General features: G+C 69.6%; 24 protein-coding genes. 10 read left to right on the forward strand and 14 right to left on the reverse strand.

Going from position 1 to position 25,046, the window contains the following annotated elements; genetic code table 11:
- Positions 1-9 precede the first annotated feature (9 nt).
- Positions 10-2,277 (reverse strand): RNA polymerase sigma factor, encoded by a 2,268-nt coding sequence (locus ACIQD6_RS33030; protein WP_401889860.1) that lies wholly within the window; start codon positions 2,275-2,277, stop codon positions 10-12.
- A gap of 178 nt (positions 2,278-2,455) precedes the next feature.
- Here ACIQD6_RS33030 and radA point away from each other — a divergent pair, with 178 nt between their 5' ends.
- A complete protein-coding gene (radA, locus tag ACIQD6_RS33035; RefSeq protein WP_401889863.1) occupies positions 2,456-3,865 on the forward strand; it encodes a DNA repair protein RadA in 1,410 nt (469 codons plus the stop codon).
- A 44-nt stretch (positions 3,866-3,909) separates the two neighbouring features.
- Positions 3,910-5,034 carry a DNA integrity scanning diadenylate cyclase DisA gene (disA, locus tag ACIQD6_RS33040; RefSeq protein ID WP_401889866.1) on the forward strand — a complete coding sequence of 375 codons (1,125 nt, stop codon included), beginning with the start codon at positions 3,910-3,912 and terminating at the stop codon, positions 5,032-5,034.
- 140 nt (positions 5,035-5,174) lie between these two features.
- On the opposite strand, the gene ACIQD6_RS33045 is transcribed toward disA, so the two are convergent.
- Positions 5,175-6,056 carry a hypothetical protein gene (locus ACIQD6_RS33045; protein WP_401889869.1) on the reverse strand — a complete coding sequence of 294 codons (882 nt, stop codon included), beginning with the start codon at positions 6,054-6,056 and terminating at the stop codon, positions 5,175-5,177.
- A 263-nt stretch (positions 6,057-6,319) separates the two neighbouring features.
- Between ACIQD6_RS33045 and ACIQD6_RS33050 the strand changes: the two genes are divergently transcribed.
- From ACIQD6_RS33050 to cseC, 6 genes are all read left to right on the forward strand, one after another.
- Positions 6,320-7,018, forward strand: coding sequence for a phosphatase PAP2 family protein (locus ACIQD6_RS33050; RefSeq protein ID WP_401889872.1), 699 nt, complete (start codon positions 6,320-6,322; stop codon positions 7,016-7,018).
- Between the two features lie 370 nt (positions 7,019-7,388).
- A complete protein-coding gene (locus ACIQD6_RS33055; RefSeq protein ID WP_401889875.1) occupies positions 7,389-8,309 on the forward strand; it encodes an A/G-specific adenine glycosylase in 921 nt (306 codons plus the stop codon).
- 249 nt (positions 8,310-8,558) lie between these two features.
- On the forward strand, positions 8,559-9,215 hold the full coding sequence (locus ACIQD6_RS33060; RefSeq protein ID WP_401889878.1) for a SigE family RNA polymerase sigma factor: 657 nt from the start codon (positions 8,559-8,561) through the stop codon (positions 9,213-9,215).
- 50 nt (positions 9,216-9,265) lie between these two features.
- A complete protein-coding gene (locus ACIQD6_RS33065; RefSeq protein WP_401889880.1) occupies positions 9,266-10,075 on the forward strand; it encodes a hypothetical protein in 810 nt (269 codons plus the stop codon).
- 10 nt (positions 10,076-10,085) lie between these two features.
- Complete coding sequence (gene cseB, locus ACIQD6_RS33070; RefSeq protein WP_401889883.1) at positions 10,086-10,790, forward strand: two-component system response regulator CseB; 705 nt, start codon at positions 10,086-10,088, stop codon at positions 10,788-10,790.
- A 55-nt stretch (positions 10,791-10,845) separates the two neighbouring features.
- Positions 10,846-12,171 carry a two-component system sensor histidine kinase CseC gene (gene cseC / locus ACIQD6_RS33075; RefSeq protein ID WP_401889885.1) on the forward strand — a complete coding sequence of 442 codons (1,326 nt, stop codon included), beginning with the start codon at positions 10,846-10,848 and terminating at the stop codon, positions 12,169-12,171.
- 90 nt (positions 12,172-12,261) lie between these two features.
- On the opposite strand, the gene ACIQD6_RS33080 is transcribed toward cseC, so the two are convergent.
- Complete coding sequence (locus ACIQD6_RS33080) at positions 12,262-12,708, reverse strand: VOC family protein (protein WP_401889888.1); 447 nt, start codon at positions 12,706-12,708, stop codon at positions 12,262-12,264.
- A 164-nt stretch (positions 12,709-12,872) separates the two neighbouring features.
- Positions 12,873-14,555: an MDR family MFS transporter gene (locus ACIQD6_RS33085; protein WP_401889890.1), complete on the reverse strand. Its 1,683-nt coding sequence runs from the start codon at positions 14,553-14,555 to the stop codon at positions 12,873-12,875.
- A gap of 127 nt (positions 14,556-14,682) precedes the next feature.
- Here ACIQD6_RS33085 and ACIQD6_RS33090 point away from each other — a divergent pair, with 127 nt between their 5' ends.
- Complete coding sequence (locus tag ACIQD6_RS33090; RefSeq protein WP_401889891.1) at positions 14,683-15,261, forward strand: TetR/AcrR family transcriptional regulator; 579 nt, start codon at positions 14,683-14,685, stop codon at positions 15,259-15,261.
- Here the strand turns inward: ACIQD6_RS33090 and ACIQD6_RS33095 are convergent.
- The 3 genes from ACIQD6_RS33095 to ACIQD6_RS33105 all read right to left on the reverse strand — a co-directional run bounded on the left by ACIQD6_RS33095 (position 15,251) and on the right by ACIQD6_RS33105 (position 19,211).
- On the reverse strand, positions 15,251-15,961 hold the full coding sequence (locus ACIQD6_RS33095) for a M23 family metallopeptidase (RefSeq protein WP_401889893.1): 711 nt from the start codon (positions 15,959-15,961) through the stop codon (positions 15,251-15,253). The two genes, ACIQD6_RS33090 and ACIQD6_RS33095, sit on opposite strands and share 11 nt — an antisense overlap.
- Before the next feature lie 492 nt (positions 15,962-16,453).
- Positions 16,454-16,576: a hypothetical protein gene (locus tag ACIQD6_RS33100; protein ID WP_401889896.1), complete on the reverse strand. Its 123-nt coding sequence runs from the start codon at positions 16,574-16,576 to the stop codon at positions 16,454-16,456.
- Between the two features lie 112 nt (positions 16,577-16,688).
- On the reverse strand, positions 16,689-19,211 hold the full coding sequence (locus ACIQD6_RS33105; protein WP_401889898.1) for an ATP-dependent Clp protease ATP-binding subunit: 2,523 nt from the start codon (positions 19,209-19,211) through the stop codon (positions 16,689-16,691).
- A 433-nt stretch (positions 19,212-19,644) separates the two neighbouring features.
- On the opposite strand from ACIQD6_RS33105, the gene ACIQD6_RS33110 reads away from it, so the two are divergent.
- On the forward strand, positions 19,645-20,319 hold the full coding sequence (locus ACIQD6_RS33110) for an SCO3374 family protein (RefSeq protein WP_401889901.1): 675 nt from the start codon (positions 19,645-19,647) through the stop codon (positions 20,317-20,319).
- Here ACIQD6_RS33110 and ACIQD6_RS33115 read toward each other — a convergent pair.
- The 7 genes from ACIQD6_RS33115 to nadC form a co-directional block, all read right to left on the reverse strand.
- Positions 20,298-20,633: an Lsr2 family protein gene (locus tag ACIQD6_RS33115; protein WP_401889904.1), complete on the reverse strand. Its 336-nt coding sequence runs from the start codon at positions 20,631-20,633 to the stop codon at positions 20,298-20,300. The two genes, ACIQD6_RS33110 and ACIQD6_RS33115, sit on opposite strands and share 22 nt — an antisense overlap.
- Positions 20,634-20,777: 144 nt before the next feature.
- Positions 20,778-21,317, reverse strand: coding sequence for an amino-acid N-acetyltransferase (locus ACIQD6_RS33120; protein WP_401889906.1), 540 nt, complete (start codon positions 21,315-21,317; stop codon positions 20,778-20,780).
- A gap of 9 nt (positions 21,318-21,326) precedes the next feature.
- Positions 21,327-21,854, reverse strand: a complete 528-nt coding sequence (locus ACIQD6_RS33125; protein ID WP_401889909.1) for a BlaI/MecI/CopY family transcriptional regulator — start codon at positions 21,852-21,854, stop codon at positions 21,327-21,329.
- Positions 21,855-22,045: 191 nt separating this feature from the next.
- Positions 22,046-22,231 carry a hypothetical protein gene (locus ACIQD6_RS33130; RefSeq protein WP_401889911.1) on the reverse strand — a complete coding sequence of 62 codons (186 nt, stop codon included), beginning with the start codon at positions 22,229-22,231 and terminating at the stop codon, positions 22,046-22,048.
- 14 nt (positions 22,232-22,245) lie between these two features.
- Entirely contained in the window at positions 22,246-22,890 is a 645-nt protein-coding gene (locus ACIQD6_RS33135) for a hypothetical protein (protein WP_401890049.1), read from the reverse strand.
- Between the two features lie 312 nt (positions 22,891-23,202).
- Entirely contained in the window at positions 23,203-24,000 is a 798-nt protein-coding gene (locus ACIQD6_RS33140; protein ID WP_401889913.1) for a type III pantothenate kinase, read from the reverse strand.
- The gene (nadC, locus tag ACIQD6_RS33145) at positions 24,000-25,046 is read right to left on the reverse strand and encodes a carboxylating nicotinate-nucleotide diphosphorylase (protein ID WP_401889916.1); all 1,047 of its coding nucleotides are present in this window, start codon (positions 25,044-25,046) and stop codon (positions 24,000-24,002) included. Before nadC ends, ACIQD6_RS33140 begins: the two co-directional genes overlap by 1 nt.

The raw sequence follows: 25,046 nt of genomic DNA on the forward strand, positions 1-25,046 counted from the left end.
GGGCCCGGGTCAGTTCGACGGGGACGGCGGGACCGAGGGACTCGCCGTCGCCGAGCCCGGGGCCGACGGGCCGGGGGCCGACTGCGACGGGGCGCCGGAGTCGGGACCGGGGCCGGGGGCCGAGGACCCGGGCCGGGCCGACTGCGACGGGGCGGAAGGACGCGCCGTACCGGAAGCGGAACCGGGGGCCGAGGGGCCCGGACGCGTCGGCCCGCCGGCCCCGGGGTGCTCGGATTGATGACCGGGATCGTCGGCGTGATGGCCTGGGTGGCCGGGGTGGCCGGGGTGATGACCTGAGTGGCCTGGGTGACCTGGGTGGTGGCCGGGTCGCCCCGGGCGGTCCGACGACGGCGGCCTGGATCCGTAACCGAGGATCTTCACCACCGAACCCGCCGGATACAGCGCGATCCGCGCGCTCCACGGCCCGGACGGCTCGCGCCGGTGGTCCACGACGGCGCGGATCGTGATCGATTCGCCGGGTGCGAGCGTGCCGTAGTGACGGCTCAGCTTGAGCCAGGGAGCCATGGTTCCCGCGGTCCAGGAGACCGGAGCGCCGCCGGACCCGCCGAGTGTGATCAACGTCGTGTCGCCGGCCGGCCGCGCCTCGACCGTGAGGTGGCCGGAGGCCTGCGGGCCGGCCAGTGGGACGGCGGTGCCGTCGCTGATGACCTCGACGGAGACGTCGGGCGCGCGACCGCCCTGGATGAAGCCGGAGCCGACGCTGTTCCGGGCGCTGCCGGCGTTCTCGTAGTACTCGTCGTACCCGTGGCGGTAGCGGTAGCGGTGGCGGTACTCGTCGTACTTGTCGCGCTCGTCCGCGCCGTACGGCTGTCCGTCCAGGCCGGGCGGTCCGTCGGTCTCTCCGGCGCTGACCGAGGAGCCTTCGTGGCCCTCCCCCGTCTGCGGCGCGCCGCGGTACGCCGTCCAGAGGGCGATGACGGGAGCGGCGACGACGGTCGCCACGACGGTGGTCGTCACGGCCCGCGCGCGCAGCCGGTCCCGGCGGGCCGCGCGGTCCTTGGGGTCCAGGGGGAAGCCGTTACGGCCGAAGCGCGGGGCTGTGGTGCGGGCCCGGGGGACCCGCGTCATGGCGGTGTACGCGGCGGTCCTCGGCGCCTCGACGAGCGGCAGGACGGCGACGGCGCCCGGCGCACCACCGGGAGCGGCGGGAGCGGCGGGAGCTCCGGGTGGTGCGCCGGGCGCGCGGGACTCGGCGTTCGAGGCGCCCGGCGTGCCGAGGATGCCCGAGGTCCCCGGGGCGCCCGAGGTCTGCGATGTGCCCGAGGCCTCCGGGGGACTCGAAGTGCTTGGCGCCTTCGGCGTGTGCGGCGCCTCCCGTGTTTCCCGCACCTCCCGTGCCTCCCGTGTTTCCCGCACCTCCCGCACCTCCCGCACCTTCCGGGCGTGCGGCGCGTCGGAGGCATTCGGCGCTCCGAAAGAGGAGGAGAAAGAGTCCGACGAAGCCGGTGACGTACGCGACCCCGGCCATGGCCCCGCCGCCTCGGCGCGCTCGGCGGCGCGGCGGCAGCGCGGGCAGTCGTCCACGTGCCGGACGAGTTCGCGCCGGAGCGCGGCGGAGAGCAGCACCTGACTGTCGCCGGTGAGCCGCGCGACGGAAGGGCAGTCGCCGGTGTCGACCACGGCGAGCGCCGCGCGGGTGCGTTCCACCTCGCAGGCGGCGGAGGCGAGCAGTTCACGGGCCGTCGCGGGTTCCATGGACAGCACGGCGGCGGCATCGCGCGGGCCGAGCTGGTGCCGTACGGCCAGTTCCAGGATCTCCCGCTGCTCGGGGGTCGTACCGGCGGCCTCGGGCCAGGCCAGCAGCGAGAGTTCACGCCGACGGCGCTCGGCGGTCTCGGGTGCGACGGCGGCCGCCGGTGCGGGCTCCGGCTCGCGATGGCCCGAATGCGCCCCCTGCCGATGACGGCGCTGTTCGGTGAGCCGACGCAGACATGCCCAGCGGGCGAGCGCGTACAGCCATGCCTTGCGCTCCCCCGCGCCCGACGGGCAACGGCCGTACTGGCGCTCCGAGATGGACAGCACCTCACCGAGCACCTCGGTGGCCGCGTCGTGATCACAGAGCACCGAGAGGCAGTAGGTGAACAGGCCGTCCAGATACGGCTCGTACCGCGCGGGAGGGCGCTGCGCCGCCGGCCGGGGCGCACGACGGAGTGCGCGGTGTGCGCCGGTGGTGCGGGGGAAGGTGTCGGGGCTGCGGCTCTTCACCCGGCGACGGTAGACAGGCCAACCCGCGCCCTTGCCGCCCCTTGAACACATTTAATCCTTACGGGTGAATGTATCCCTCAAAAGGGGACAGGAATGCGACATTCCGATGAGTTTCGGCACCGCCCGGGGTGATGCGAGGAGCGACGCGAGAAGCGGCAGCGCGGTGTACGGCCGCCGTACGCGCCGTCTCGCTGTCCCGGCTGTCGGTGGCCCCCTATACGGTGACGCCATGGCTGCCCGTACGAAATCCGCCAAGGACAGGCCGTCCTACCGCTGCACCGAGTGCGGCTGGACGACCGCCAAATGGCTCGGCCGATGCCCCGAATGCCAGGCGTGGGGGACGGTCGAGGAGTACGGCGCGCCCGCTGTGCGGACCACGTCGGCCGGCCGCGTCTCCACCGCCGCTCTCCCGATCGGCCAGGTCGACGTCCGTACGGCCACCGCACGCTCCACCGGTGTGGACGAGCTGGACCGGGTGCTCGGCGGCGGGCTCGTGCCCGGTGCCGTCGTGCTGCTCGCGGGCGAGCCGGGCGTCGGGAAGTCCACACTGCTGCTCGACGTCGCGGCGAAAGCGGCGAGCGACGAACACCGCACGCTCTATGTGACGGGCGAGGAGTCCGCCAGTCAGGTGCGGCTGCGCGCCGACCGGATCAAGGCCATCAACGACCATCTCTACCTCGCCGCCGAGACCGACCTGTCCGCGGTCCTCGGCCATCTCGACGCGGTCAAGCCGTCGCTGCTCATCCTGGACTCCGTACAGACCGTGGCCTCGCCCGAGATCGACGGGGCGCCGGGCGGTATGGCCCAGGTCCGGGAGGTCGCCGGCGCGCTCATCCGGGCCTCCAAGGAGCGCGGCATGTCCACCCTGCTGGTGGGACATGTCACCAAGGACGGCGCGATCGCGGGTCCCCGCCTGCTCGAACATCTCGTGGACGTCGTGCTGTCCTTCGAGGGCGACCGGCACGCCCGGCTGCGGCTCGTCCGCGGTATCAAGAACCGCTACGGAGCGACCGACGAGGTCGGCTGCTTCGAGCTGCACGACGAGGGGATCACCGGACTCACCGACCCGTCGGGGCTGTTCCTCACCCGGCGCGACGAGCCCGTCCCCGGCACCTGCCTCACCGTGACGCTCGAAGGCCGCCGCCCGCTCGTCGCCGAGGTGCAGGCGCTCACCGTCGACTCGCAGATCCCTTCACCCCGGCGCACCACCTCGGGGCTGGAGACCTCCCGGGTCTCGATGATGCTCGCCGTACTGGAGCAGCGCGGCCGGATCAGCGCGCTCGGAAAACGTGACATCTACAGCGCGACGGTGGGCGGTGTGAAGCTCTCCGAGCCCGCCGCGGATCTGGCGATCGCGCTCGCGCTGGCGTCCGCCGCCAGCGACACCCCGCTGCCGAAAAACCTGGTCGCGATCGGCGAGGTGGGCCTCGCGGGCGAGGTCAGAAGGGTGACGGGCGTCCAGCGCAGGCTCGCCGAAGCACACCGTCTCGGCTTCACCCAGGCCCTTGTCCCGACCGATCCGGGGAAGGTCCCGGCCGGTATGAAGGTCACGGAAGTCGCCGACATGGGGGACGCTCTGAGGGTGCTGCCGCGCCGGGGTCGCGCGGACGCCCCACGGGAGGACAACGTGCGCCGGTAGACTTTGCCCTGGTCTCGCCCATCCGTACGAGCCGGAGGAGTGCAGTGGCAGCCAACGACCGGGCATCAGCACCCGGAAAGTCCGGCGCGGGCTCCGGCAACGAAGCGTTGATCCGTGCCTCCCTGAGCGCTGTCGCGCCGGGGATGGCCCTGCGCGACGGGCTGGAGCGCATCCTGCGCGGTAATACCGGCGGTCTGATCGTCCTCGGCATGGACAAGACCGTCGAATCGATGTGCACCGGCGGTTTTGTGCTGGACGTGGAGTTCACCGCGACGCGGTTGCGCGAGCTGTGCAAGCTCGACGGCGCGCTGATTCTCGACAAGGACATCACCAAAATTCTGCGCGCCGGCGTGCAGCTGGTGCCGGAGTCCTCCATCCCCACGGAGGAGACCGGCACCCGCCACCGCACGGCGGACCGGGTGTCCAAGCAGTGCGGCTTCCCGGTGGTCTCCGTATCGCAGTCGATGCGGCTGATCGCGCTGTACGTGAACGGGGAGCGCCGGGTCCTGGAGGAGTCGGCGGCGATCCTGTCGCGGGCGAACCAGGCGCTGGCGACCCTGGAGCGCTACAAGCTCCGCCTGGACGAGGTCGCGGGCACGCTCTCCGCCCTGGAGATCGAGGACCTGGTGACGGTCCGGGACGTGACGGCGGTGGCGCAGCGTCTGGAGATGGTGCGCCGGATCGCCACGGAGATCGCCGAGTACGTGGTCGAGTTGGGCACCGACGGCCGGCTGCTCTCGCTCCAGCTGGACGAGCTGATCGCGGGCGTGGCGCCGGAGCGGGATCTGGTCGCGCGCGACTATGTCCCCGAGCCGACCGCGAAGCGGTCCCGTACGGTCGACGAGGCGTTGTCCGAGCTGGACTCGCTGAGCCACCCTGAGCTGCTGGAACTGCCCATCGTGGCGCGGGCGCTGGGATACAGCGGCTCGCCCGAGACGCTCGACTCGGCGGTCTCACCGCGTGGTTACCGGCTGCTGGCCAAGGTGCCGCGGCTGCCGGGCGCCATCATCGAGCGGCTGGTCGAGCACTTCGGCGGGCTCCAGAAGCTGTTGGCGGCGAGCGTCGACGATCTCCAGACGGTGGACGGCGTCGGCGAGGCGCGGGCGCGCAGTGTGCGCGAGGGCCTGTCGCGGCTGGCGGAGTCGTCGATCCTGGAGCGGTACGTGTAACGGGCGGTATGAGCGCAGGCATCGACAATGCCCCGGCCTCATGGGGCGAATCCCAGAGGCCGGGGCATTGTCGTTGCCGGTTGCGTCAGCTTGCTGCTTGCCGCTTCCTGCTTGCTGCTTCCTGCTGAGTTGCCCGGTGCTCAGTCCTTCTCCAGGCGGATCGACTGCTGTCCCTGCTTCACCGTCGCGCCCGATGTCTTGGCCTCGACCAGATACGTTCCGGGCCCGACCGCGCCCGGGGGCGGGGTGGCGCACTCCGGCACGCTCTTCCTGCGGTCCCAGTGGATGGTGCGCTTGATGGTGCCGCCCGCCGGGACCTGGAACACCTGCGGGCCGGCCTTCGGGCAGTCCTTGGAGGACCACACCTCGTCGTCATCGGAGTTGGTGATCGTCAGCACCACGGCCTTCGGCCCGAGGTCCGCCTTGCAGCTGGTGCCGGAGGTGTTCTCGGCGGTCAGCTCGAAGGTGGGCTTCGCACCCGGCCCGTACGCGACCTTGGTGGTGGTGAGACGCAAAGTGAGCGACTTCGGGGGGCAGTTGGGGAGGCTGGACCCGGCCGGTACCTGGTGGCCCGAGGTGGTGCTGCCGCCGGAACCGCCCGTACCTCCGCCGCCGGAACCGCCTCCGGCGCCCGAGCCGTCCGCCCCGCCGGAACCGGCCCCGCCCGCGCCGCCCGAGTCTCCGGTGCCGCCACTGCCGCCGTTCTTGCCGCCGTCGCCACCGGCGTCCGTACCGCCGTCGCCGTTCCCGGCGCCGCCGTTCTCACCGGATGCGCCCGAGTCGTCGCGACCGCCCGGCTGTTCACTGATGGCGGGCCCCGATCCGGAGGGCCCGGGGGTGATGGTCGTCGCGGGGTTCGCGCCGTCGGATGTGTCGCCGTCCTTCTTGTCGCCGCCTCCACCGGAGGTGACGGCCCATACGACCAGCACAGCGAGCAGCGCGATCAGCGTCGCCGCAACTGCCCTCCGTCGCCAGTAGATGGTGGAGGGTAGCGGCCCGACCGGATTGCGCAAAGATCCCACAGCGCAAACTGTACGAGAGATCGGGCCCAACTCCCGCCCCATATGCCGCTCATCTTGGCAAGTTTTACGGATCATCATCCCGGAGTGCGACGATCACCTCTCCCGCGTACGGACACGGCAGCCACGTCCGTACGGCGTCGGCACCCGTATCCGTACGACGGCGGCAGTCACATCGGCCGGAAATGCCCGCGAGGAAGGCCCCAACGGCCGTACACACCCGAGTGCGTGGTGGGAACTCCCGGCGAACTCTGTACGTTCTCCTCATGAACAGCAGCGCAACCAGCGATCTGTATCGCGACATCACCGATTTCGCCCATACCACCCCATCCTGGGTGCAGCACCTGGCCGAGCTCTGGACGGAGGCCGGACTGCTGTTGTTCGGTGTGCTCTTCATAGCTGTCTGGTGGTACGCCCGTGCCGCGTCCTCACGAGCCGTCGCCGTGGCGGTACTTGCCCCGCTCGCGACCGCTGTCGCCTATGTGTGCAGCGAGGCGTTCAAGTCGGTCGTGGACGAGGAGAGGCCGTGCCGGGCGGTGGCGGGAGCCGCGGCCTCGCTCGTACCCTGCCCGCCGGTCGGTGACTGGTCCTTCCCGAGCAACCACTCCACGATCGCCGGCGCCGCCGCGATCGCGCTCGCCCTGGCCCGTCCCCGACTCGCGTTCTTCACCGTCCCGATGGCGCTGCTGATGGCGTTCTCCCGGGTCTTCGTCGGAGTCCACTACCCGCACGACGTGGCGGTGGGGCTGGTGTTCGGCGCGGTGGTGGCCACACTCGTGGTCCTGGTGGCGACCCGGCCCGTGGGGGCACTCGCGGAGACGATGCGCACCAGCCGGTCGGGCCTGGCGCTCCTGCTGGCCGGACCGGGCGACGAGGGCAGCGAGGACCGGCCGCGCGGACGGCACGCGGACCCGGCGGGCGGAGTCGGCCGCCAGGACCGGGCGACACGGGCCGGCCGCCGGTAATCCGGACCGCCCGGGGACCGTCCACGTACCCCTCACGCGGCCGGGGCCGATCCCACTCGCCCGGCCGCCGAGGCGGACAGCAGGACCGGGACCGGAAACGGGAACGGGAACGGGAACGGGGCCTGGACCAGGAACGGGACCGGAAACGGGACCGGAAACGGGAACGACCGCGGAGGCGTACGAGCTCGTTCCCGGGCGCGGCGGGGGCTGGAGCCGGAGAGGCCAAGGCCCCGGGCCGGACCGGAGCCCGAGCCGGCCGGACATATCCCGCCACCTGACCGCTGATCGCATGCACCCCCGCGACAACCTCCGGCGTACGCCCGCCCGCTGCGCCGTCCGCGGCGCCGGACGTGCCAGGATCGGTGGTGCCATGACTGCTACCTCCGCGCATTCCGCGACTCCTCCGACCGCGGGCGATCCCTCCGCCCTCCACACCCCCGTCATCGCATGGTTCGAGACGAACGCGCGCGACCTGCCCTGGCGCCGCCCCGAAGCGGGTGCCTGGGGTGTGATGGTCAGCGAGTTCATGCTTCAGCAGACCCCGGTCAGCCGGGTCCTCCCGGTGTACGAGCAGTGGGTCGCCCGCTGGCCCCGCCCCGCCGATCTGGCCGCCGAGGCCCCCGGCGAAGCCGTCCGCGCCTGGGGCCGGCTCGGCTACCCGCGCCGTGCGCTGCGGTTGCACGGCGCCGCCCAGGCGATAACTGAGCGTTACAGCGGTGACGTCCCCCGCGAACACTCCCAGCTGCTCTCGCTGCCCGGGATCGGCGAGTACACGGCGGCCGCGGTGGCCTCGTTCGCGTACGGACAGCGCCATGCCGTGCTCGACACGAATGTGCGCCGTGTCTTCGCGCGGGCCGTGGCGGGCGTCCAGTACCCGCCGAACGCGACCACGGCCGCCGAGCGCAAGCTGGCGCGCGCCCTACTGCCGGAGGACGCGCCGACCGCGGCGCGCTGGGCCGCGTCCTCCATGGAGCTGGGCGCGCTGATCTGCACGGCGAAGAACGAGGGCTGCGTACGCTGCCCGATCGCCACGCAGTGCGCCTGGCGGCTGGCGGGCAAGCCGGCGCACGTGGGCCCGGCACGGCGCGGCCAGACGTACGCCGGCACGGACCGCCAGGTGCGCGGCAGGCTCCTCGCCGTACTGCGCGACGCGGTCGGCCCGGTCCCGCAGGCGACCCTGGACACGGTGTGGGACGAACCGGTGCAACGGGCCAGGGCGCTGGACGGCCTGGTCGCCGACGGACTGGTCGAGCCGATGGAGCACGGCGTCTACCGGCTGCCGCAAAGCTGAGACCTCCGGAAGCGAGCCGGCCGTGACCGAGCCCGCGGTCCGCAGGACCACGGTCCCCAGGACCACGGTCCGGCGGCGTCCGGCACCGGGAATCCGTCTTCCAACGGCCGTTACCCAGCGTCGTTACACAACCGATGGACAGCCGTGCGTCCCCCGACGGCTGTCCCCCACAGCCTCGTGACAACCACTCCGTAATTTCGGTGCCGTAAGCGAACGGCATGGTTGGTCACGGGGTCGGAGGCGGTTGGCATGGCGCACAGCGAGGTGCTCGGTTTCGAGGAGTACGTACGGACCAGGCAGGAGGCCCTGCTGCGGAGCGCACGACGGCTCGTACCCGACCCCGTCGATGCGCAGGACCTGCTCCAGACCGCCCTGGCGCGTACGTTCGGCCGCTGGGACGGCATCGCCGACAAGTCCCTCGCCGACGCCTATCTGCGACGCGTCATGATCAACACCCGTACGGAGTGGTGGCGTGCGCGCCGGCTCGAAGAGGTCCCCACCGAGCAGCTGCCCGACGCGAGCGTCGAGGACGGCACGGAACAGCGCGCGAACCGCGCCCTGCTGATGGACATCCTCGGAGTTCTGGCTCCGAAGCAACGCAGTGTCGTCGTGCTGCGACACTGGGAGCAGATGAGTACGGAAGAGACGGCCGCGGCCCTCGGTATGTCGGTGGGTACGGTCAAGAGCACACTGCACCGCGCGCTGGCCCGGCTCCGTCAGGAGCTGGAGAGCCGGGACCTCGACAGCCGAGCGCTGGAGAACCGGCAGCCGGGCGGCAACGCGCCGGAGCAGCCGAATCCGCGTCGTGCGGTGCGACGTGACAGGGGTGACGGTCGGGGCGGTCGCGACGTACGCGGCGGCCGCGAGCGTCACGAGGAAGTGGGGCGGGAAAGGTGCGCGGCCTGAGAGGTCCCGGCGGGTGGGGCCGAGGATCGTTCGCGGCGAAGGGTACGGCCATGGCCGGCCTCGCCGCGATATGCCTGCTCACGACCAGTTGTTCAACGGGAGGGACCGGGACCAGGGACGAGGGCGCGGCCGTGAACACACCGGCCGAGCGGAGCGGCCCCACTCCCAGGGTGACCGCGTCGTCGCCCGCCGCCACGACCGTCGAGCCGGTGTCGCTCCTCAGGGGCGACCCCAAGGTCAGCAAGCGGATCAAGGCGGATCTCAAGCCGTGTTCCGGAGACGCCTATCCGGTGGACACCTCGTACGGAGACCTCACCGGCGGCCCGGCGCCCGATGTCGTGATCAATGTGATGACGTGCGACGACTCGGTCGGCATCGCGACGTACGTCTATCGCGCGAAGAGCGACGCGAACAGCGACGCGAACGATTCGAATGACGGGCCCGGCGCGGCCGAGGCGAACAGCGCGGACGGCACGAACAGCCGGGACGACGCGGGCAGTTCGGACGGAGCGAACGACGCGAAGGGCTCGGACAGCGAGAGCCGCGCAGCCGGCGCAGGCAGCGCGAGCGGCAAGAGCCCCGCGCGGGTCGCGAGCGGCGCGGACGGCACGTACCAGAACATCTTCGCCACCGAGGAGCCCGCGGTCTACGCGACGATCGACCGGGGCGAACTGGTCGTCACCCAGCAGGTGTACGGGAAGCGCGACCCGGTCTCGTACCCTTCGGGGGAGGACGTGGTGACCTACAGCTGGGCCGATTCCAAGTTCACCGAGCGCTATCGCGTACACAACGACTACAGCAGAGCGGTGGGCAACGGGGACGTGCACGCCCCCGCCGAGACCGCGCCGAGCGAGAACTGAGAGCCGGGGGATGGCAGACACCCATGTCCTCTTCGTCGAGGACGACGACGTCATCCGGGAGGCCACGCAACTCGCGCTGGAACGCGTCGGCTTCACCGTCACCGCCATGCCGGACGGACTGTCCGGCCTGGAGGCCTTCCGCGCCGACCAGCCGGACATCGCGCTGCTCGATGTGATGGTGCCGGGCCTGGACGGGGTCAGCCTGTGCCGGCGTATCCGTGACGAGTCGACCGTGCCCGTGATCATGCTGTCGGCGCGCGCCGACTCGATCGATGTGGTGCTCGGCCTGGAGGCCGGCGCCGACGACTACGTGACCAAGCCCTTCGACGGGGCGGTGCTGGTCGCGCGCATCCGCGCCGTACTGCGCCGCTTCGGCCACGCGGGACGGTCGGCGGGTGAGCGGGACGGATCCGAGGAACCCGGCGAGCGCGGTGTGCTGACCTTCGGCGACGTGGAGATCGACACGGAGGGCATGGAGGTGCGCAGGAGCGGCGCCCCGGTGGCACTGACGCCGACGGAGATGCGGCTGCTGCTGGAGTTCTCGTCCGCGCCCGGGACCGTGCTCTCCCGCGACAAGCTGCTGGAACGGGTCTGGGACTACGGCTGGGGCGGCGACACCCGGGTGGTGGACGTCCATGTCCAGCGGCTGCGCACGAAGATCGGCCAGGACCGGATCGACACGGTCCGGGGCTTCGGCTACAAGCTCAAGGCATGAAGCGGCACAGCACAGGCATGAAACGGCTCGGCACAGGGATGAAACGGCTCACGGCATGAAGCGGCTCGCCCTGCGCACCGGCGTCAGGTGGAAGATCAGCATCGCCATCGCGGGCGTCAGCGCGCTGGTCGCGGTGGCGCTGAGTCTTGTGGTGCACAACTCGGCCCGGGTCTCGATGCTCGACAACGCCCGTGAGGTGCAGCTGGAGCGGCTGCTGTTCGCGCAGCGGATGTACGACTCCACCAGAGAGCCCAAGTTCGGCATGAAGGTCAACGACCCGACACTGCCGCACGAGTTGCGGGCCAAGACGAACGAGGGCCGGCGCGCGACCTATGTCCAGGAGAACGTGAGCGGGGTGCCCGACGTCTGGGCGGCCGTCCCGCTGGGCAACGGCACGGTGCTCTCGCTGCACAGCAAGTTCGCCGACCGCTCCACCACGATCATGAAGTATCTGGACCGGTCCCTGATCATCGGTTCGGTCTCGGTGGTCTTCGGCGGCTGCGCCCTGGGAGTACTGATCGGCGGCCAGCTCTCGCGCCGGCTGCGCAGGGCCGCCGCCGCGGCGAGCCGGGTCGCGCAGGGCAATACGGAGGAACGGGTCGGGGAGGCCGTCGGCGGAATCGTGCGCGACGAGACGGACGACCTCGCCCGTGCGGTGGACGCGCTGACCGACGCGCTGAACGAACGGATCGAGGCGGAACGCCGGGTCACCGCGGATATCGCGCACGAGCTGCGGACACCGGTGACGGGACTGCTCACGGCGGCCGAGCTGCTGCCGCCGGGACGCCCCACGGAGCTGGTACGGGACCGGGCCCAGGCCATGCGGACGCTGGTCGAGGACGTCCTGGAGGTGGCCAGGCTCGACAGCGCGTCCGAGCGCGCCGAACTCCAGGAGATCGCGCTCGGCGAGTTCGTCGAGCGGCGGCTGACCCTGCTGAACCCCGAGATCAAGGTCCAGGTGGTGCACGAGTCCTGGGTCAGCACCGATCCCCGGCGGCTGGAACGCATCCTGGGCAATCTCCTGGCCAACGCGGCCAAGCACGGCGGCACACCGGTCGAGGTGACGGTCGAGGGCCGGGTCGTACGCGTACGGGATCACGGCCCCGGCTTCCCCGAGGCACTGCTGCGCGAGGGCCCGAGCCGCTTCCGGACGGGCGCGAGCGACCGCGCGGGGCACGGCCACGGCCTGGGCCTGACGATCGCGGCGGGCCAGGCCCGGGTCCTGGGGGCGCGGCTGACCTTCCGCAACGTCGCACCGGCGGGCGAGACGGGCCGGGCGGGCGAGGGAGGCGCGATCGCGGTGCTCTGGCTCCCGGAACACGCCCCGACGGCGACAGGCAGCTTCCCGATGCTCTCGTTCCCGGACCTTCCGGACCTCTAAGACCGACCGGTCTAAAGCCTGTCGGAGACGTCGAGGCTGTCGGTCTGTCGGCCCAGGACGGCCGGAGGCGAACCGGTGGTGCGTCCCGTGTCAGCGGGCCCATTCCTTCTCCAGGTCCAGATCGCCCTCGCGTGGCTGCGTGAAGGAGAACCAGTTGCCCGAGTCGTCGCGCAGGATCGCCTCCGTGCCGTACGGACGCTCCTGCGGCGGCTGAAGGAACTCGACGCCGCGCGCCCTGAGCCGCTCGTAGTCCCCGTGGACGTCGTCCGTGGCCAGCACCCCCGCGCCGAGCACGCCCTTGGCCACGAGCTTCCTGACCGCCTCGGCGGACTCCTCGTCCATCCCGGGACCGCCGGGCACCATGAGGGTCAGCACCACGTCCGGCTGGTCCTTCGCCCCGACCGTCAGCCAGCGCATCCCGCCTTCACCCAGGGTCATGTCCGTACGCACCTCCAGGCCCAGCTTCTCGGTGTAGAACTCCTTCGCCCGGTCCTGGTCGAGGACCCAGACGGTGGAGATGACAAGCCCCTTGATCATGATGTGCTCCCTCAGCCGTGCCGTGCGCCGTATGTCCCACACCTACGATGCTGGCACGAGCCACTGACAACGGCCCCGGCGCTCCGCTCGTGCGCCGGGGCCGTTGTCAGTGGCTCCCGTGAGGATCAGTGGCTCTCGTGGGGGTCAGGTACCCCTCGCGGGGATCAGGCGGACTGCGGAACCTTGCCGTCGGCCTCCGGGGCCCCGTCACGTACCTCCGGCGCCTCCGGTCCGGCGCCCCGCAGCGGGACCTCCTTGACGAAGAAGGCCGCGACGAAGCCGATCACCGCGACCGCCGCCCCCAGCGTGAAGGCCGCGTGCGTACCGGACGACACCGCGTGCTGGTACACCTCCCGTACCGCGTCCGGCAGCTTCGCCAGGCTCGCGGCGTCGAGCTGCGCGGACTTCTCGGTCACTCCCGATCCGCCGGCGGACGCCATCTCGTCCTGCACCCGGCCGTTGAACAGGGCGCCCATGATCGCGACGCCGAAGGAGCTGCCGAGCGTACGGAACAGGGTGGTCGAGGAGGAGGCGACGCCCATGTCCTTCATCTCGACGCTGTTCTGCGCGACGAGCATGGTGATCTGCATCAGGAAGCCCATACCGGCGCCGAGAACGGCCATGTAAAGGCCCGAAGTCAGCCGGGAGGTCTCGGTGTCCATCTGCGCGAGCAGGAAGAGGCCGGTGACCATCAACGCGCCACCCATGATCGGGAAGATCTTGTACTTGCCGCTGCTGGTGGTGATCCGGCCCGCTATCAGCGACACGGCCATCATCGACAGGAGCATGGGCAGGAGCAGCAGACCGGAGTTGGTGGCCGAGGCGCCCTGTACGGACTGCTGGTACAGCGGCAGGAAGAGCACCGCTCCGAACATCACGAAGCCGGTCAGGAACCCGATCACCGACATCAGCGTGAAGTTGCGGTTGCGGAAGATGTGCAACGGCATGATCGGCTCGGGGGCCTTGGTCTGCACGATGACGAAGCCGACGAGGGCGGCGACACCGATCGCGATCAGCTCCATGATCATCGCGGAGCTCCAGGCGTACTCCGTACCGCCCCACGTGGTCACCAGCACGATCGCGGTGATGCCGACGGTCAGCAGCGCGGCACCGAGGTAGTCGACCTTGACGCCCGAGCGCTTCTTGGCGGGCAGGTGCAGGACGATCGTGATCATCGCGAGTGCCACCGCGCCCAGCGGCAGGTTGATGTAGAAGCTCCAGCGCCAGCCGAGATTGTCGGTGATGGTGCCGCCGACCAGCGGTCCGCCGATCATGGCGAGCGCCATGACACCGGCCATCATGCCCTGGTACTTGCCACGCTCCCGGGGCGGGATGAGGTCTCCGATGATCGCCATGACGCCGACCATCAGACCGCCCGCGCCAAGGCCCTGAACAGCGCGGAAGCCGATCAGCTGGCTCATGTCCTGAGCCATGCCGCTGAGCACCGAACCGATCAGGAAGATCACGATCGAGGTGAGGAAGACGCCCTTGCGCCCGTAGATGTCGCCGAGCTTGCCCCAGATCGGCGTCGAGGCGGCGGTCGCCAGGGTGTAGGCGGTGACCACCCAGGACAGATGTTCGAGACCGCCCAGCTCGCCGACGATGGTCGGCATAGCGGTACCGACGATCATGTTGTCCAGCATGGCCAGCAGCATCGAGATCATCAGCGCGAGCAGCACCACGCGCACGCTGCGCGGCTGCCGCCCATCCTCCGCGACCGCCTCGGGCTTCTCGGCCACCGCGGCTATTCGGGCCTTACCGGTCCCGTCGCCCCCGTCGGTCCTGCTGACCTCGCCGACCCCATCGGCCACTCCGGCCTTCCCCGCCCGTTGCTCAGTTGGACTCATCTTCCCCATCCCCTGCACTCCCTGCACCCCTGTGCACTTACTTGCCGCCCGGCAAGTTCACTACACTGGGGAAAGTAGACCCTTCACTTGCCGGTCGTCAAGTAAGTAACTTCTCGGGAGAGCACCCATGGGCAGCACGCAGCACGCGCGGCGGGGCAACACGCACCAGCGCATCCAGGACGTGGCCCTGGAGCTCTTCGCCGAGCAGGGGTACGAGAAGACCTCGCTACGGGAGATCGCGGAGCGGCTGGACGTCACCAAGGCGGCGCTGTACTACCACTTCAAGACCAAGGAAGACATCCTGATCAGCATCTTCCAGGACCTGTCCCGGCCGATCGACGACCTGATCGCGTGGGGCCGGACGCAGCCGCACACCCTGGAGACCAAACAGGAGATCCTGCACCGCTACAGCGCGGCACTCGCGGGCGCGGCCCCGCTCTTCCGCTTCATGCAGGAGAACCAGGCGACCGTACGCGAGCTGAGCATCGGCGGCTCCTTCAAGGACCGGATGCATGACCTGCTCGAACTGATCCAGGAGCCGGAAGCGGCCATGAAGGACCAGGTGCGCTGTGTCAGCGCGCTGTTCACCATGCACGCCGGGACGTTCGCGCTCAGCGACATGGCAGGAGACCCCGAGGAGAAGCGTCAAGCCATCCTCGAGGTCTCCATCGATCTGATGAGCCAGGCCCACCAGGTCACACCTTGACGCCCACCGACTTCAGGAACGGCACCGGGTTCACGGCGGATCCGTAGTTCGCGGTCTTACGGATCTCGAAGTGCAGGTGCGGGCCGCTGGAGTTGCCGGTGTTGCCGGACAGGGCGATCTTCTTGCCCGTCTTGACCTGCTGACCGACGTACACCTTGACCTTAGACAGGTGCGCGTACTGCGAGTACGTACCGTTCTTGTGCTTGATCACGATCGCGTTGCCGTACGCGGGACCGTCACCGGCGCCGTTCGGGCCGGCCTTGACCACCGTGCCGGTGTGGGCGGCGTGGACCGTCGTACCGACCGGCACCGCGAAGTCCTGGCCGGAGTGCTTGTGCGCCCACATGTTGCCGCCGTTACCGAAGCTCGCGCTCAGCGTGTAGCGCTTGACGGGGTCGGTCCAGGAGGCGACCCGCTTGGCGTTCGCCTTGGCCTTGGCCTGCGCGGCCTTCACCTGTTTCACCTTGGCGTCATGCGCCTTGTCGGCGGCCTTGGCCTGTATCGCGGCCTGCTGGTGGACGGCACCGGCGGCCGTGGTGACCGTGGTGGCGGGCGCGCCGGCGGCAGCGTCACCGCCGGTCGCGGCGAACGCGGCCCCGGCTCCGGCCACCACCGACACGCCGAGTCCGGCGGCCAGGACTCCGGCACGGGCACGCATGGCGGTCGGGCGGGAGAGGCGGGACTGGTTGCGCTGCGACATACGGGAAACCTCCGGGCATGAATGGACCCGGCACTCACGCCGGGCTGGCCACACCTTGGTAACCCGAACCCCATCTCACCCCAAAACGCCCTATCTACGACATCGTGTCGTAGAAAAGCTGCCGACGATCCCCCTCTTGACGGCTCCCGGAGGATCGGTTCAAGCCTTGGTAAATAGGATGATCCTTTCTGGAATAAGACCATGTAGGGCAGTACGGGGGCACGGCCCCACCTGGGCGACGCGGCACCCGGACCGACCTGGAGCCGAAGGACCCGACGACGACAAGGCCCAAGGTCCCGGCGGATGCCCAGCAGGATGACTATTGCGGCTAGTAGCGCCGAAAACGCCTGTGCGCCTTGTCACGACCACCGATCCCCCACCGACCCGGAAGACCTTCCGTTTCGGGACCAAGGTCCCGCCGGAGTGTTCGGCCGTTGTCACCCGGACAACGGCGAACCGCAGAGGCCGTCTCGCGGCGTGCTGCCCGTGGAGTCAGCTCCTCTGCCCGGTCACGCGTTCCGCCAGAAACAGGGCAAGCGGGCCACCGGGCAGGAGGAAGCGGCCGTCGGTGTCGGCCATGACGGCGCTCGGGTCCTCGGCGGCGACCGCGTTCACGCTGAAACCGCAGCGGCGTCTACGCCATCACCCGACAAAAAAGGGGCTGCCCCGGAACCGTGGAAACGGTCCGGGGCAGCCCCTTCAGTCACTCAGCCCGAAGGCGTGAGCCTTACGCGTCCTTCGTCAGGTTCGGGCCGCCACCGGCCGCCTGCTCGATCGGAGGGACGTCCGGCAGAGGCGACTTCTCCTCGCCGCGGAAGCTGAACTTCTTCGCCTCGCCCTCACCCTCGGTGTCGACGACCACGATGTGACCGGGGCGCAGCTCACCGAAGAGGATCTTCTCGGAGAGGATGTCCTCGATCTCGCGCTGGATCGTCCGGCGCAGCGGCCGGGCGCCCAGGACCGGGTCGTAACCCTTCTTGGCGAGAAGCGACTTGGCGTTCGGGCTGAGCTCGAGGCCCATGTCCCGGTCCTTCAGCCGCTCGTCCACCTTGTCGATCATGAGGTCGACAATCTGGATGATGTCTTCCTCGGTGAGCTGGTGGAAGACCACCGTGTCATCGACACGGTTGAGGAACTCGGGCCGGAAGTGCTGCTTCAGCTCTTCGTTGACCTTGTTCTTCATTCGCTCGTAGTTGGTCTTGGTGTCGCCCTGGGCGGCGAAGCCCAGGTTGAACCCCTTGGAGATGTCCCGGGTCCCGAGGTTGGTCGTCATGATGATGACCGTGTTCTTGAAGTCCACGACCCGGCCCTGGGAGTCGGTCAGCCGACCGTCCTCCAGGATCTGGAGAAGGGAATTGAAGATATCGGGGTGGGCCTTCTCGACCTCGTCGAAGAGGACGACGGAGAACGGCTTCCGGCGCACCTTCTCGGTGAGCTGGCCGCCCTCTTCGTAACCCACGTATCCGGGGGGAGAACCGAAGAGACGGGAAACCGTGTGCTTCTCGCTGAACTCCGACATGTCGAGAGCGATCAGCGCGTCCTCGTCACCGAAGAGGAATTCGGCGAGCGTCTTGGAGAGCTCCGTCTTACCGACACCGGACGGACCGGCGAAGATGAACGAGCCACCGGGACGCTTGGGGTCCTTCAGACCCGCTCGCGTACGACGGATCGCCTGCGAAAGCGCCTTGATGGCGTCCTTCTGGCCGATGACGCGCTTGTGGAGCTCGTCCTCCATGCGGAGCAGCCGCGAGGACTCCTCCTCGGTGAGCTTGAAGACCGGGATACCCGTGGCGGTCGCGAGGACCTCGGCGATCAGCTCGCCGTCGACCTCGGCGACGACGTCCATGTCGCCGGCCTTCCACTCCTTCTCCCGCTTGGTCTTCGCGGCCAGCAGCTGCTTCTCCTTGTCGCGGAGCGAAGCTGCCTTCTCGAAGTCCTGGGAGTCGATGGCCGACTCCTTGTCGCGGCGGACGCCCGCGATCTTCTCGTCGAACTCGCGGAGGTCCGGCGGCGCGGTCATCCGGCGGATGCGCATCCGGGAGCCGGCCTCGTCGATCAGGTCGATCGCCTTGTCCGGCAGGAAGCGGTCCGAGATGTACCGGTCGGCCAGCGTCGCGGCCTGGACCAGCGCCTCGTCCGTGATGGACACGCGGTGGTGCGCCTCGTAGCGGTCGCGCAGACCCTTGAGGATCTCGATCGTGTGCGGCAGCGACGGCTCCGCGACCTGGATGGGCTGGAAACGGCGCTCGAGGGCCGCGTCCTTCTCCAGGTGCTTGCGGTACTCGTCGAGCGTCGTCGCACCGATGGTCTGCAGCTCGCCGCGGGCCAGCATCGGCTTGAGGATGCTGGCGGCGTCGATCGCGCCCTCGGCGGCGCCCGCACCCACCAGGGTGTGGAGCTCGTCGATGAACAGGATGATGTCGCCGCGGGTGCGGATCTCCTTGAGGACCTTCTTCAGGCGCTCCTCGAAGTCACCGCGGTAACGGGAGCCGGCGACCAGCGCGCCGAGGTCGAGGGTGTAGAGGTGCTTGTCCTTGAGGGTCTCGGGCACCTCGCCCTTGACGATGGCCTGCGCCAGTCCTTCGACGACCGCCGTCTTGCCGACGCCGGGCTCGCCGATGAGAACCGGGTTGTTCTTCGTACGGCGGGACAGCACCTGCATGACCCGCTCGATCTCCTTCTCGCGCCCGATGACCGGGTCGAGCTTGGATTCGCGAGCGGCCTGGGTGAGGTTCCGGCCGAACTGGTCGAGGACCAGGGACGTGGAGGGCGTGCCCTCGGCAGGACCGCCCGCTGTGGCGGCCTCCTTGCCCTGGTATCCGGAGAGCAGCTGGATGACCTGCTGCCGCACCCGGTTGAGATCGGCGCCCAGCTTCACGAGGACCTGGGCGGCGACGCCCTCGCCCTCGCGGATCAGGCCGAGCAGGATGTGCTCCGTGCCGATGTAGTTGTGGCCCAGCTGAAGGGCCTCGCGGAGCGAGAGCTCCAGGACCTTCTTGGCACGAGGAGTGAAGGGGATGTGGCCGGACGGAGCCTGCTGGCCCTGCCCGATGATCTCCTCCACCTGCTGGCGGACCGCCTCGAGCGAAATCCCGAGGCTCTCCAGGGCCTTAGCGGCGACACCCTCACCCTCGTGGATAAGGCCCAGGAGGATGTGCTCGGTGCCGATGTAGTTGTGGTTGAGCATCCGGGCTTCTTCCTGAGCCAGGACGACAACCCGCCGCGCGCGGTCGGTGAACCTCTCGAACATCGTTAATCGCTCCTCAGAGCGGTCAGGCAGTAAAGGGGTCGGTCCCCTCCCTGTCCTTCCGCAGCTTAGTCCCGCAAGCGGGGACCGCTCATTCCAACTGCCGACTACCTGTCCCAGGCTCCCAGCCCCGAACGCCGGACACCAGCTTCAACCTGATGGTGCGAGACGATGTTCCCGCAGGCCAGGCATATACCCTCACCATCAGTACGCCGATGGCGAACGTGAGACGCCCGAAACCGCGTGTCGCCCCTTCCCACTAGGAATGTCTTACCCGCGAGCACTGACACTCCATGCGGCGCACCCCTGTTCCCTCCGCTACGGGCGAACACCCTTGCGCTCCCGATCCCGCCCGCACGGCACACCTTTGGCGACGCTGTGCTATCGAGCGCGAACGCAGCGTAACTCCGCGCACGGATCGGGAGTTGCTCCAGGCATGGCTTTCACTGTCCCGCTTCCCCGCGTCCCGCTCGAAGGCGGCCGGGACCCCGCCGAAGACGGCCGTACGTCCCTCGAAGACGGCCGCGCGCCCCTCGAAGACTGTCACGCGCCCCTCGAAGACGACTGCGCGCAGTGGTACGAGGACGGGCTCGGCTGGGCGACGGCCTCCGGCCCTCCGGTCCAGCTGCTGACCGGACTCCGTTTCGAGGTGCTGGAGCTGCCGGCCGACGCGGGGGCCGCCGTACTCCGGCGGATCGGCCCGACGGGGCCTGTGGCGCTCCACGAGGAGCGCATGCTGCTTCTGGTCGCGGCGGGAAGCGCCGACGAGCTGCCGGGGCTGCTCGACTGGCTGGAGTGGGGCACGATCGCCCTCGACCTGACCGCTGTCGGCGCCGGGGGGCGCGTGGCAGCTCCCGCACCACCGCAGTGGCCCCGCGCCACCGCGCGGGGGGCCGCCGTATGGCTGCGGCCCCCCGACCCCGGACGCGAGGTGGAGCCGACACTGCCCGCGCTCGCCCCGTTCGGGCGGAGCAGCGGCCACGGGGGCGGCGGTACGGACGCCCCCGATCTCGTACGACTCGTGGACACGGCGGCGACTGAGTGCCACCGTGCCCGCTTGCTGCGCGGAAATACGCTTCGTACGAATACTCAGCCGTTGGCCTTCTCGTAGGCTTCGCGGATCTCGGCGGGAACACGGCCGCGGTCGTTGACGCTGTAGCCGTTCTCCTTCGCCCACTTGCGGATTTCCGCGGTGTCCTTGTTCCCGCCCGCAGCGACACGGCCCTTGCCGCGGCCACCCGCGGCACGACCACCGGTGCGCCGGCCACCCTTGGTGTATGCGTCGAGCAGACCCCGGAGCTTGTCCGCATTGGCGCTAGTGAGGTCGATCTCGTAGGTCTTGCCGTCCAGAGCGAACGTCACGGTCTCGTCCGCCTCGCCGCCGTCGAGGTCATCGACAAGAAGGACCTGAACCTTCTGTGCCACCGGATTTCCTTTCATCGAAAATGCAGTACGCGGAAAGGAAACCGCTTTTCTCAGGAAAACACAAACCCCCGGCAGAGGTTCAGTCCCGCAAGAAGACGGGAAACGTGCGCGATTCGGACATAGGGTTCCGGCAGGTTCCGGCGATCACAGGTGCAGAAGCATCCGGCTGTTGCCCAAGGTGTTCGGCTTCACTCGTTCGAGACCAAGGAACTCCGCAACGCCCTCGTCATAGGAACGCAGCAGCTCTCTGTACACATCTCGGGCGACCGGAGTCTCACCGATCTCCGCGAAGCCGTGCTTCGTGAAGAACTCGACTTCGAAGGTGAGGCAGAATACGCGCCGCACTCCGAGCCAGCGGGCCGTCTCCAGCAACTTGTCCAGGAGTTGATGCCCGGCACCGGCACCCCTGGCCGAAGCATCGACGGCGAGTGTGCGCACTTCGGCGAGATCTTCCCACATCACGTGCAAGGCACCGCAGCCGATGACACGTGCATCCTCGTCGCGTTCCGCGACCCAGAACTCCTGGATGTCCTCGTAAAGCTTCACCGGGGCTTTGTCTAGCAGGATGCCTTCGCTCACGTAAGCGTCGAGGAGACGGCGTACCGCGGGAACATCCCTGGTCCTGGCCCGCCGGATGGTGAGGGCATTTGCTTGGGCATTGACGAGTGGAGGAGCTGGGTCCATGACTGGACGCTATCGCCCCGTCCGCTGTTGACCGTCGGCGCCCTCACCGTCTTCCGGTCGATGCCCTTCCGTACGGATCTCTTCACGGATCTCTTCCGTGCGGTCACTTTCTGTACGGATGCCTTCCGGTTCTGCACGGATCTCTTCCGAACGGATACCTTCCGTACCGATGTCTTCCGGCCGTTCGCCTTCCGTACGGATACCTTCCGGCCGGTCTCCACCGACCATACGGACAGCGTCTTCGAGGGACTGGCGCTGCTCGGGCGACATCATGCCGAAGAAGGCGACAAGTGCGGCGGCCGGGTTGTCGCTCTTCGACCAGGCTTCGTTCATCAGGGCGGCGGCGTAGGCGGCGCGCGTGGACACCGCCGTATATCGATAGGCGCGGCCGTCCACTTCCCGGCGCACCCAGCCCTTCTGATGGAGATTGTCCATTACCGTCATGACGGTGGTGTAGGCGATGGACCGTTCCCGCTGAAGGTCTTCGAGGACTTCCCGGACGGTGACCGGACGGTTCCATTGCCAGACGCGTGTCATGACGGCGTCTTCCAGGTCTCCCAATTGACGGGGCACAAGGCCACCATAGTAGGAGAAGCTAGAACAATTAGCTATTGACGTAACAAAAAGGACGTACGACTGAGATTCAGTCGTACGTCCAGGTCATGCGCTCATACGTTTAGACGTCCGGACAGCGTGAGCCGAACGTCAGGCATCCATGGCGTCAGCCGTCAGGCGCTGTGGGCGTCCGGAGCGGTGGCCGGCTTGGCGGATTCCGCGCGGGCGAACGCCGCGTCCACGGCGGCGTCCTCCTTCGCCTTGTTGGGACCGCCCTGGCTCTTGACGATCGTCACGACCAGGCCGATGAAGAAGGCGGCCATCACCACGGGGGGAACAAGCGCGGATACGTAGTCCATGGTCCCCAGAGTAGCTATCCGACGGCGAGATGTTCCGGCGGGGGCGGCGGCGTGGGCCTGCGGCGCGGCGGGAAGACCTCGGAGGGCTTGGGCATCGGCCGGTCCGTCGCCGGACGCCGGGGCGGCGCGGGCTCCTGGGGCTTCCGGGGCTCGTGGGGCTTCTCAGGATTCTGAGGCTTCTCCGGCCGCTTCGGGTCGTCGGCCGCACGCCCGCCGGGAATCGCGAGGAGCCGGGTACGGGGAGCCGGAGTCAGGGCCACGGCGGGCAGGGCGGCGGAAGGAGGAGCGGCGGAACGCCGGGCCCGTACGGACCGGACGGGGCCGAGCGCACCGCAGCGGTCGAGCAGGGCCGCGGCCACCGGGTTGCCGCGCAGTGCGCGCAGCGCCGCGAGGTCGTCGGGGCGCGGGACGTAACCGGTCGCCATGGCGTCCTGGAGCAGCTCCAGATAGCCGGTGACGGAGCCGGGCAGCGCCTGCCGGTAGCGGGCCAGATCGGCCAGCAGGAACGCCCGCAGCCGTCCGGCCTCCCGTACCGCCTCGTCCACGGTCTCGGCGAGCCGCATACAGGCCCGGATGTCCTCGTCCGGGAGCGGGGCGGGATGAAGGGCGACGGCGAGGGCACGTCGGAGCACACGCAGCTCGTCAGCGCCGAACGCCATACCGCCGCGGGATCCGTAGGGCGTGGGCATGCGGCGACAGTACGCGCCAAAGGGACAAAATCGACTTAACGCCTCTCTCTGGGCGCGGCCCACCCGTCGAAAGGGGGGACGGCGTCCACGCCCGGCTGACGGAGCACCGCGCGAGCGGCCGGCGGGCGTCCCGGGCCGTCCCGTCGCGGAGTGCCGGGCCGTCTCGTCGCGGGGTGCTGAAGGCGTCCCGTCGCGGAGTGCCGGGCCCGTCCCGCGTTGCCAGGGACGGGCCGTCTTCTCCCCGTCGGACGGGCTGGGCATCAGCCCGCCCGCGTCCCCGCGTTACATGCGGGCAACGTTGCGCTCGTACACCAGGCGCAGGCCGATCAGTGTCAGCCAGGGCTCGTGTTCATCGATCACCGCGGCCTCGCCGAGGACCATCGGGGCGAGGCCGCCCGTCGCGATCACCGTGACCTCTTCGGGGTCGTCGGCCAGTTCGCGTGCCATGCGCGCCACCACGCCGTCGACCTGGCCCGCGAAGCCGTACAGGATGCCCGACTGCATCGCCTCGACCGTGTTCTTGCCGATCACGCTGCGCGGCCGGGCCAGTTCGATCTTGCGGAGCTGGGCGCCCTTGACGCCGAGCGCCTCGACCGAGATCTCGATACCGGGGGCGATCACACCGCCCGTGTACTCGCCCCGCGCGCTGACCGCGTCGAAGGTCGTCGCCGTACCGAAGTCCACGACGATCGCCGGGCCGCCGTACAGCTCGACCGCCGCGACCGCGTTGATGATGCGGTCCGCGCCGACTTCCTTGGGGTTGTCCATCAGGATCGGCACGCCGGTCTTGATGCCGGGCTCCACGAGGACGGCGGGGACGTCTCCGTAGTAACGGCGGGTCACTTCGCGCAGTTCGTGCAGGACGGAGGGGACCGTCGAGCAGATCGCGATGCCGCTGATCCCGTCGCCCAGTTCCTCGCCGAGCAGCGGGTGCATGCCCATCAACCCCTGGAGGAGTACGGCGAGTTCGTCGGCGGTGCGCCGGGCGTCGGTGGAGATGCGCCAGTGTTCGACGATCTCCTCGCCGTCGAACAGGCCGAGGACGGTGTGGGTGTTGCCGACATCGATGGTGAGGAGCATCAGGCGCCGACCTCGCGCAGGTCCAGGCCGATGTCCAGGATCGGGGAGGAGTGCGTCAGCGCGCCGACGGCGAGGTAGTCGACGCCCGTCTCCGCGTACGCGCGCGCGTTGTCGACGGTGAGGCGGCCCGAGGACTCCAGCACCGCCCGGCCCGCGACGATGGCCACGGCCTCCGCCGTCTCGGACGGGGTGAAGTTGTCCAGCAGGATCAGGTCGGCGCCCGCGTCCAGGACTTCGCGGACCTGGTGGAGGGTGTCGACCTCCACCTCGATCGCCATGTCCGGCTCGCCCAGCTTTTCGAGCGTGTCCCGTACGGCCTTGAACGCCTCGGCGACGCCTCCCGCCGCGACCACGTGGTTGTCCTTGACCAGGGCCGCGTCGGAGAGCGACATCCGGTGGTTGACGCCGCCGCCGCAGCGCACCGCGTACTTCTCCAGGGCGCGCAGCCCCGGCGTGGTCTTCCGGGTGTCGCGGACCCTGGCCCCGGTGCCCTTGAGAACGTCGGTCCACGCGCGCGTGGCGGTCGCGATGCCGGACAGCCGGCACAGGAGGTTGAGCGCGCTGCGCTCGGCGGTGAGCAGGTCGCGGGTGCGGGTGGTGACGCTCAGCAGCTTCTGGCCGGCCTCGACGCGGTCACCGTCCAGGACGTGCCGCTCGACCTCGAACTCCTCCGTACAGACGAGGGAGATGACGGCCTCGGCGATGTGCAGACCCGCGACCGTACCGCTCTCGCGGGCGGTGAAGTCACCGGTGGCGACGGCGTCCTCGGGGACGGTCGCGAGGGTGGTCACGTCCTCGCCGTTGGCGAGGTCCTCCTCGATGGCGACGTGCGCGATGTCCTCGACCTGGACGGGGTCCAGGCCGCCGTCGGCGAGGAGTTGGGCGAGAGCGGGGTCGAGGCCGCACTCCAGCTCGTCGGGGCCGTACTCCTCCTCGTCGCCGGAGCAGCCGCAGCCGTCGCCGCAGCCACCCGTGGCCGGGGCGCCGATCTGGATCAGCGGTACGTCCACGGGCTCGGGGCGGGGACTGTCTTCGGGCGTGCTCAC

Source organism: Streptomyces sp. NPDC088400 (genome assembly GCF_044753355.1).
In the GTDB taxonomy this organism is placed as follows: Bacteria; Actinomycetota; Actinomycetes; order Streptomycetales; family Streptomycetaceae; genus Streptomyces.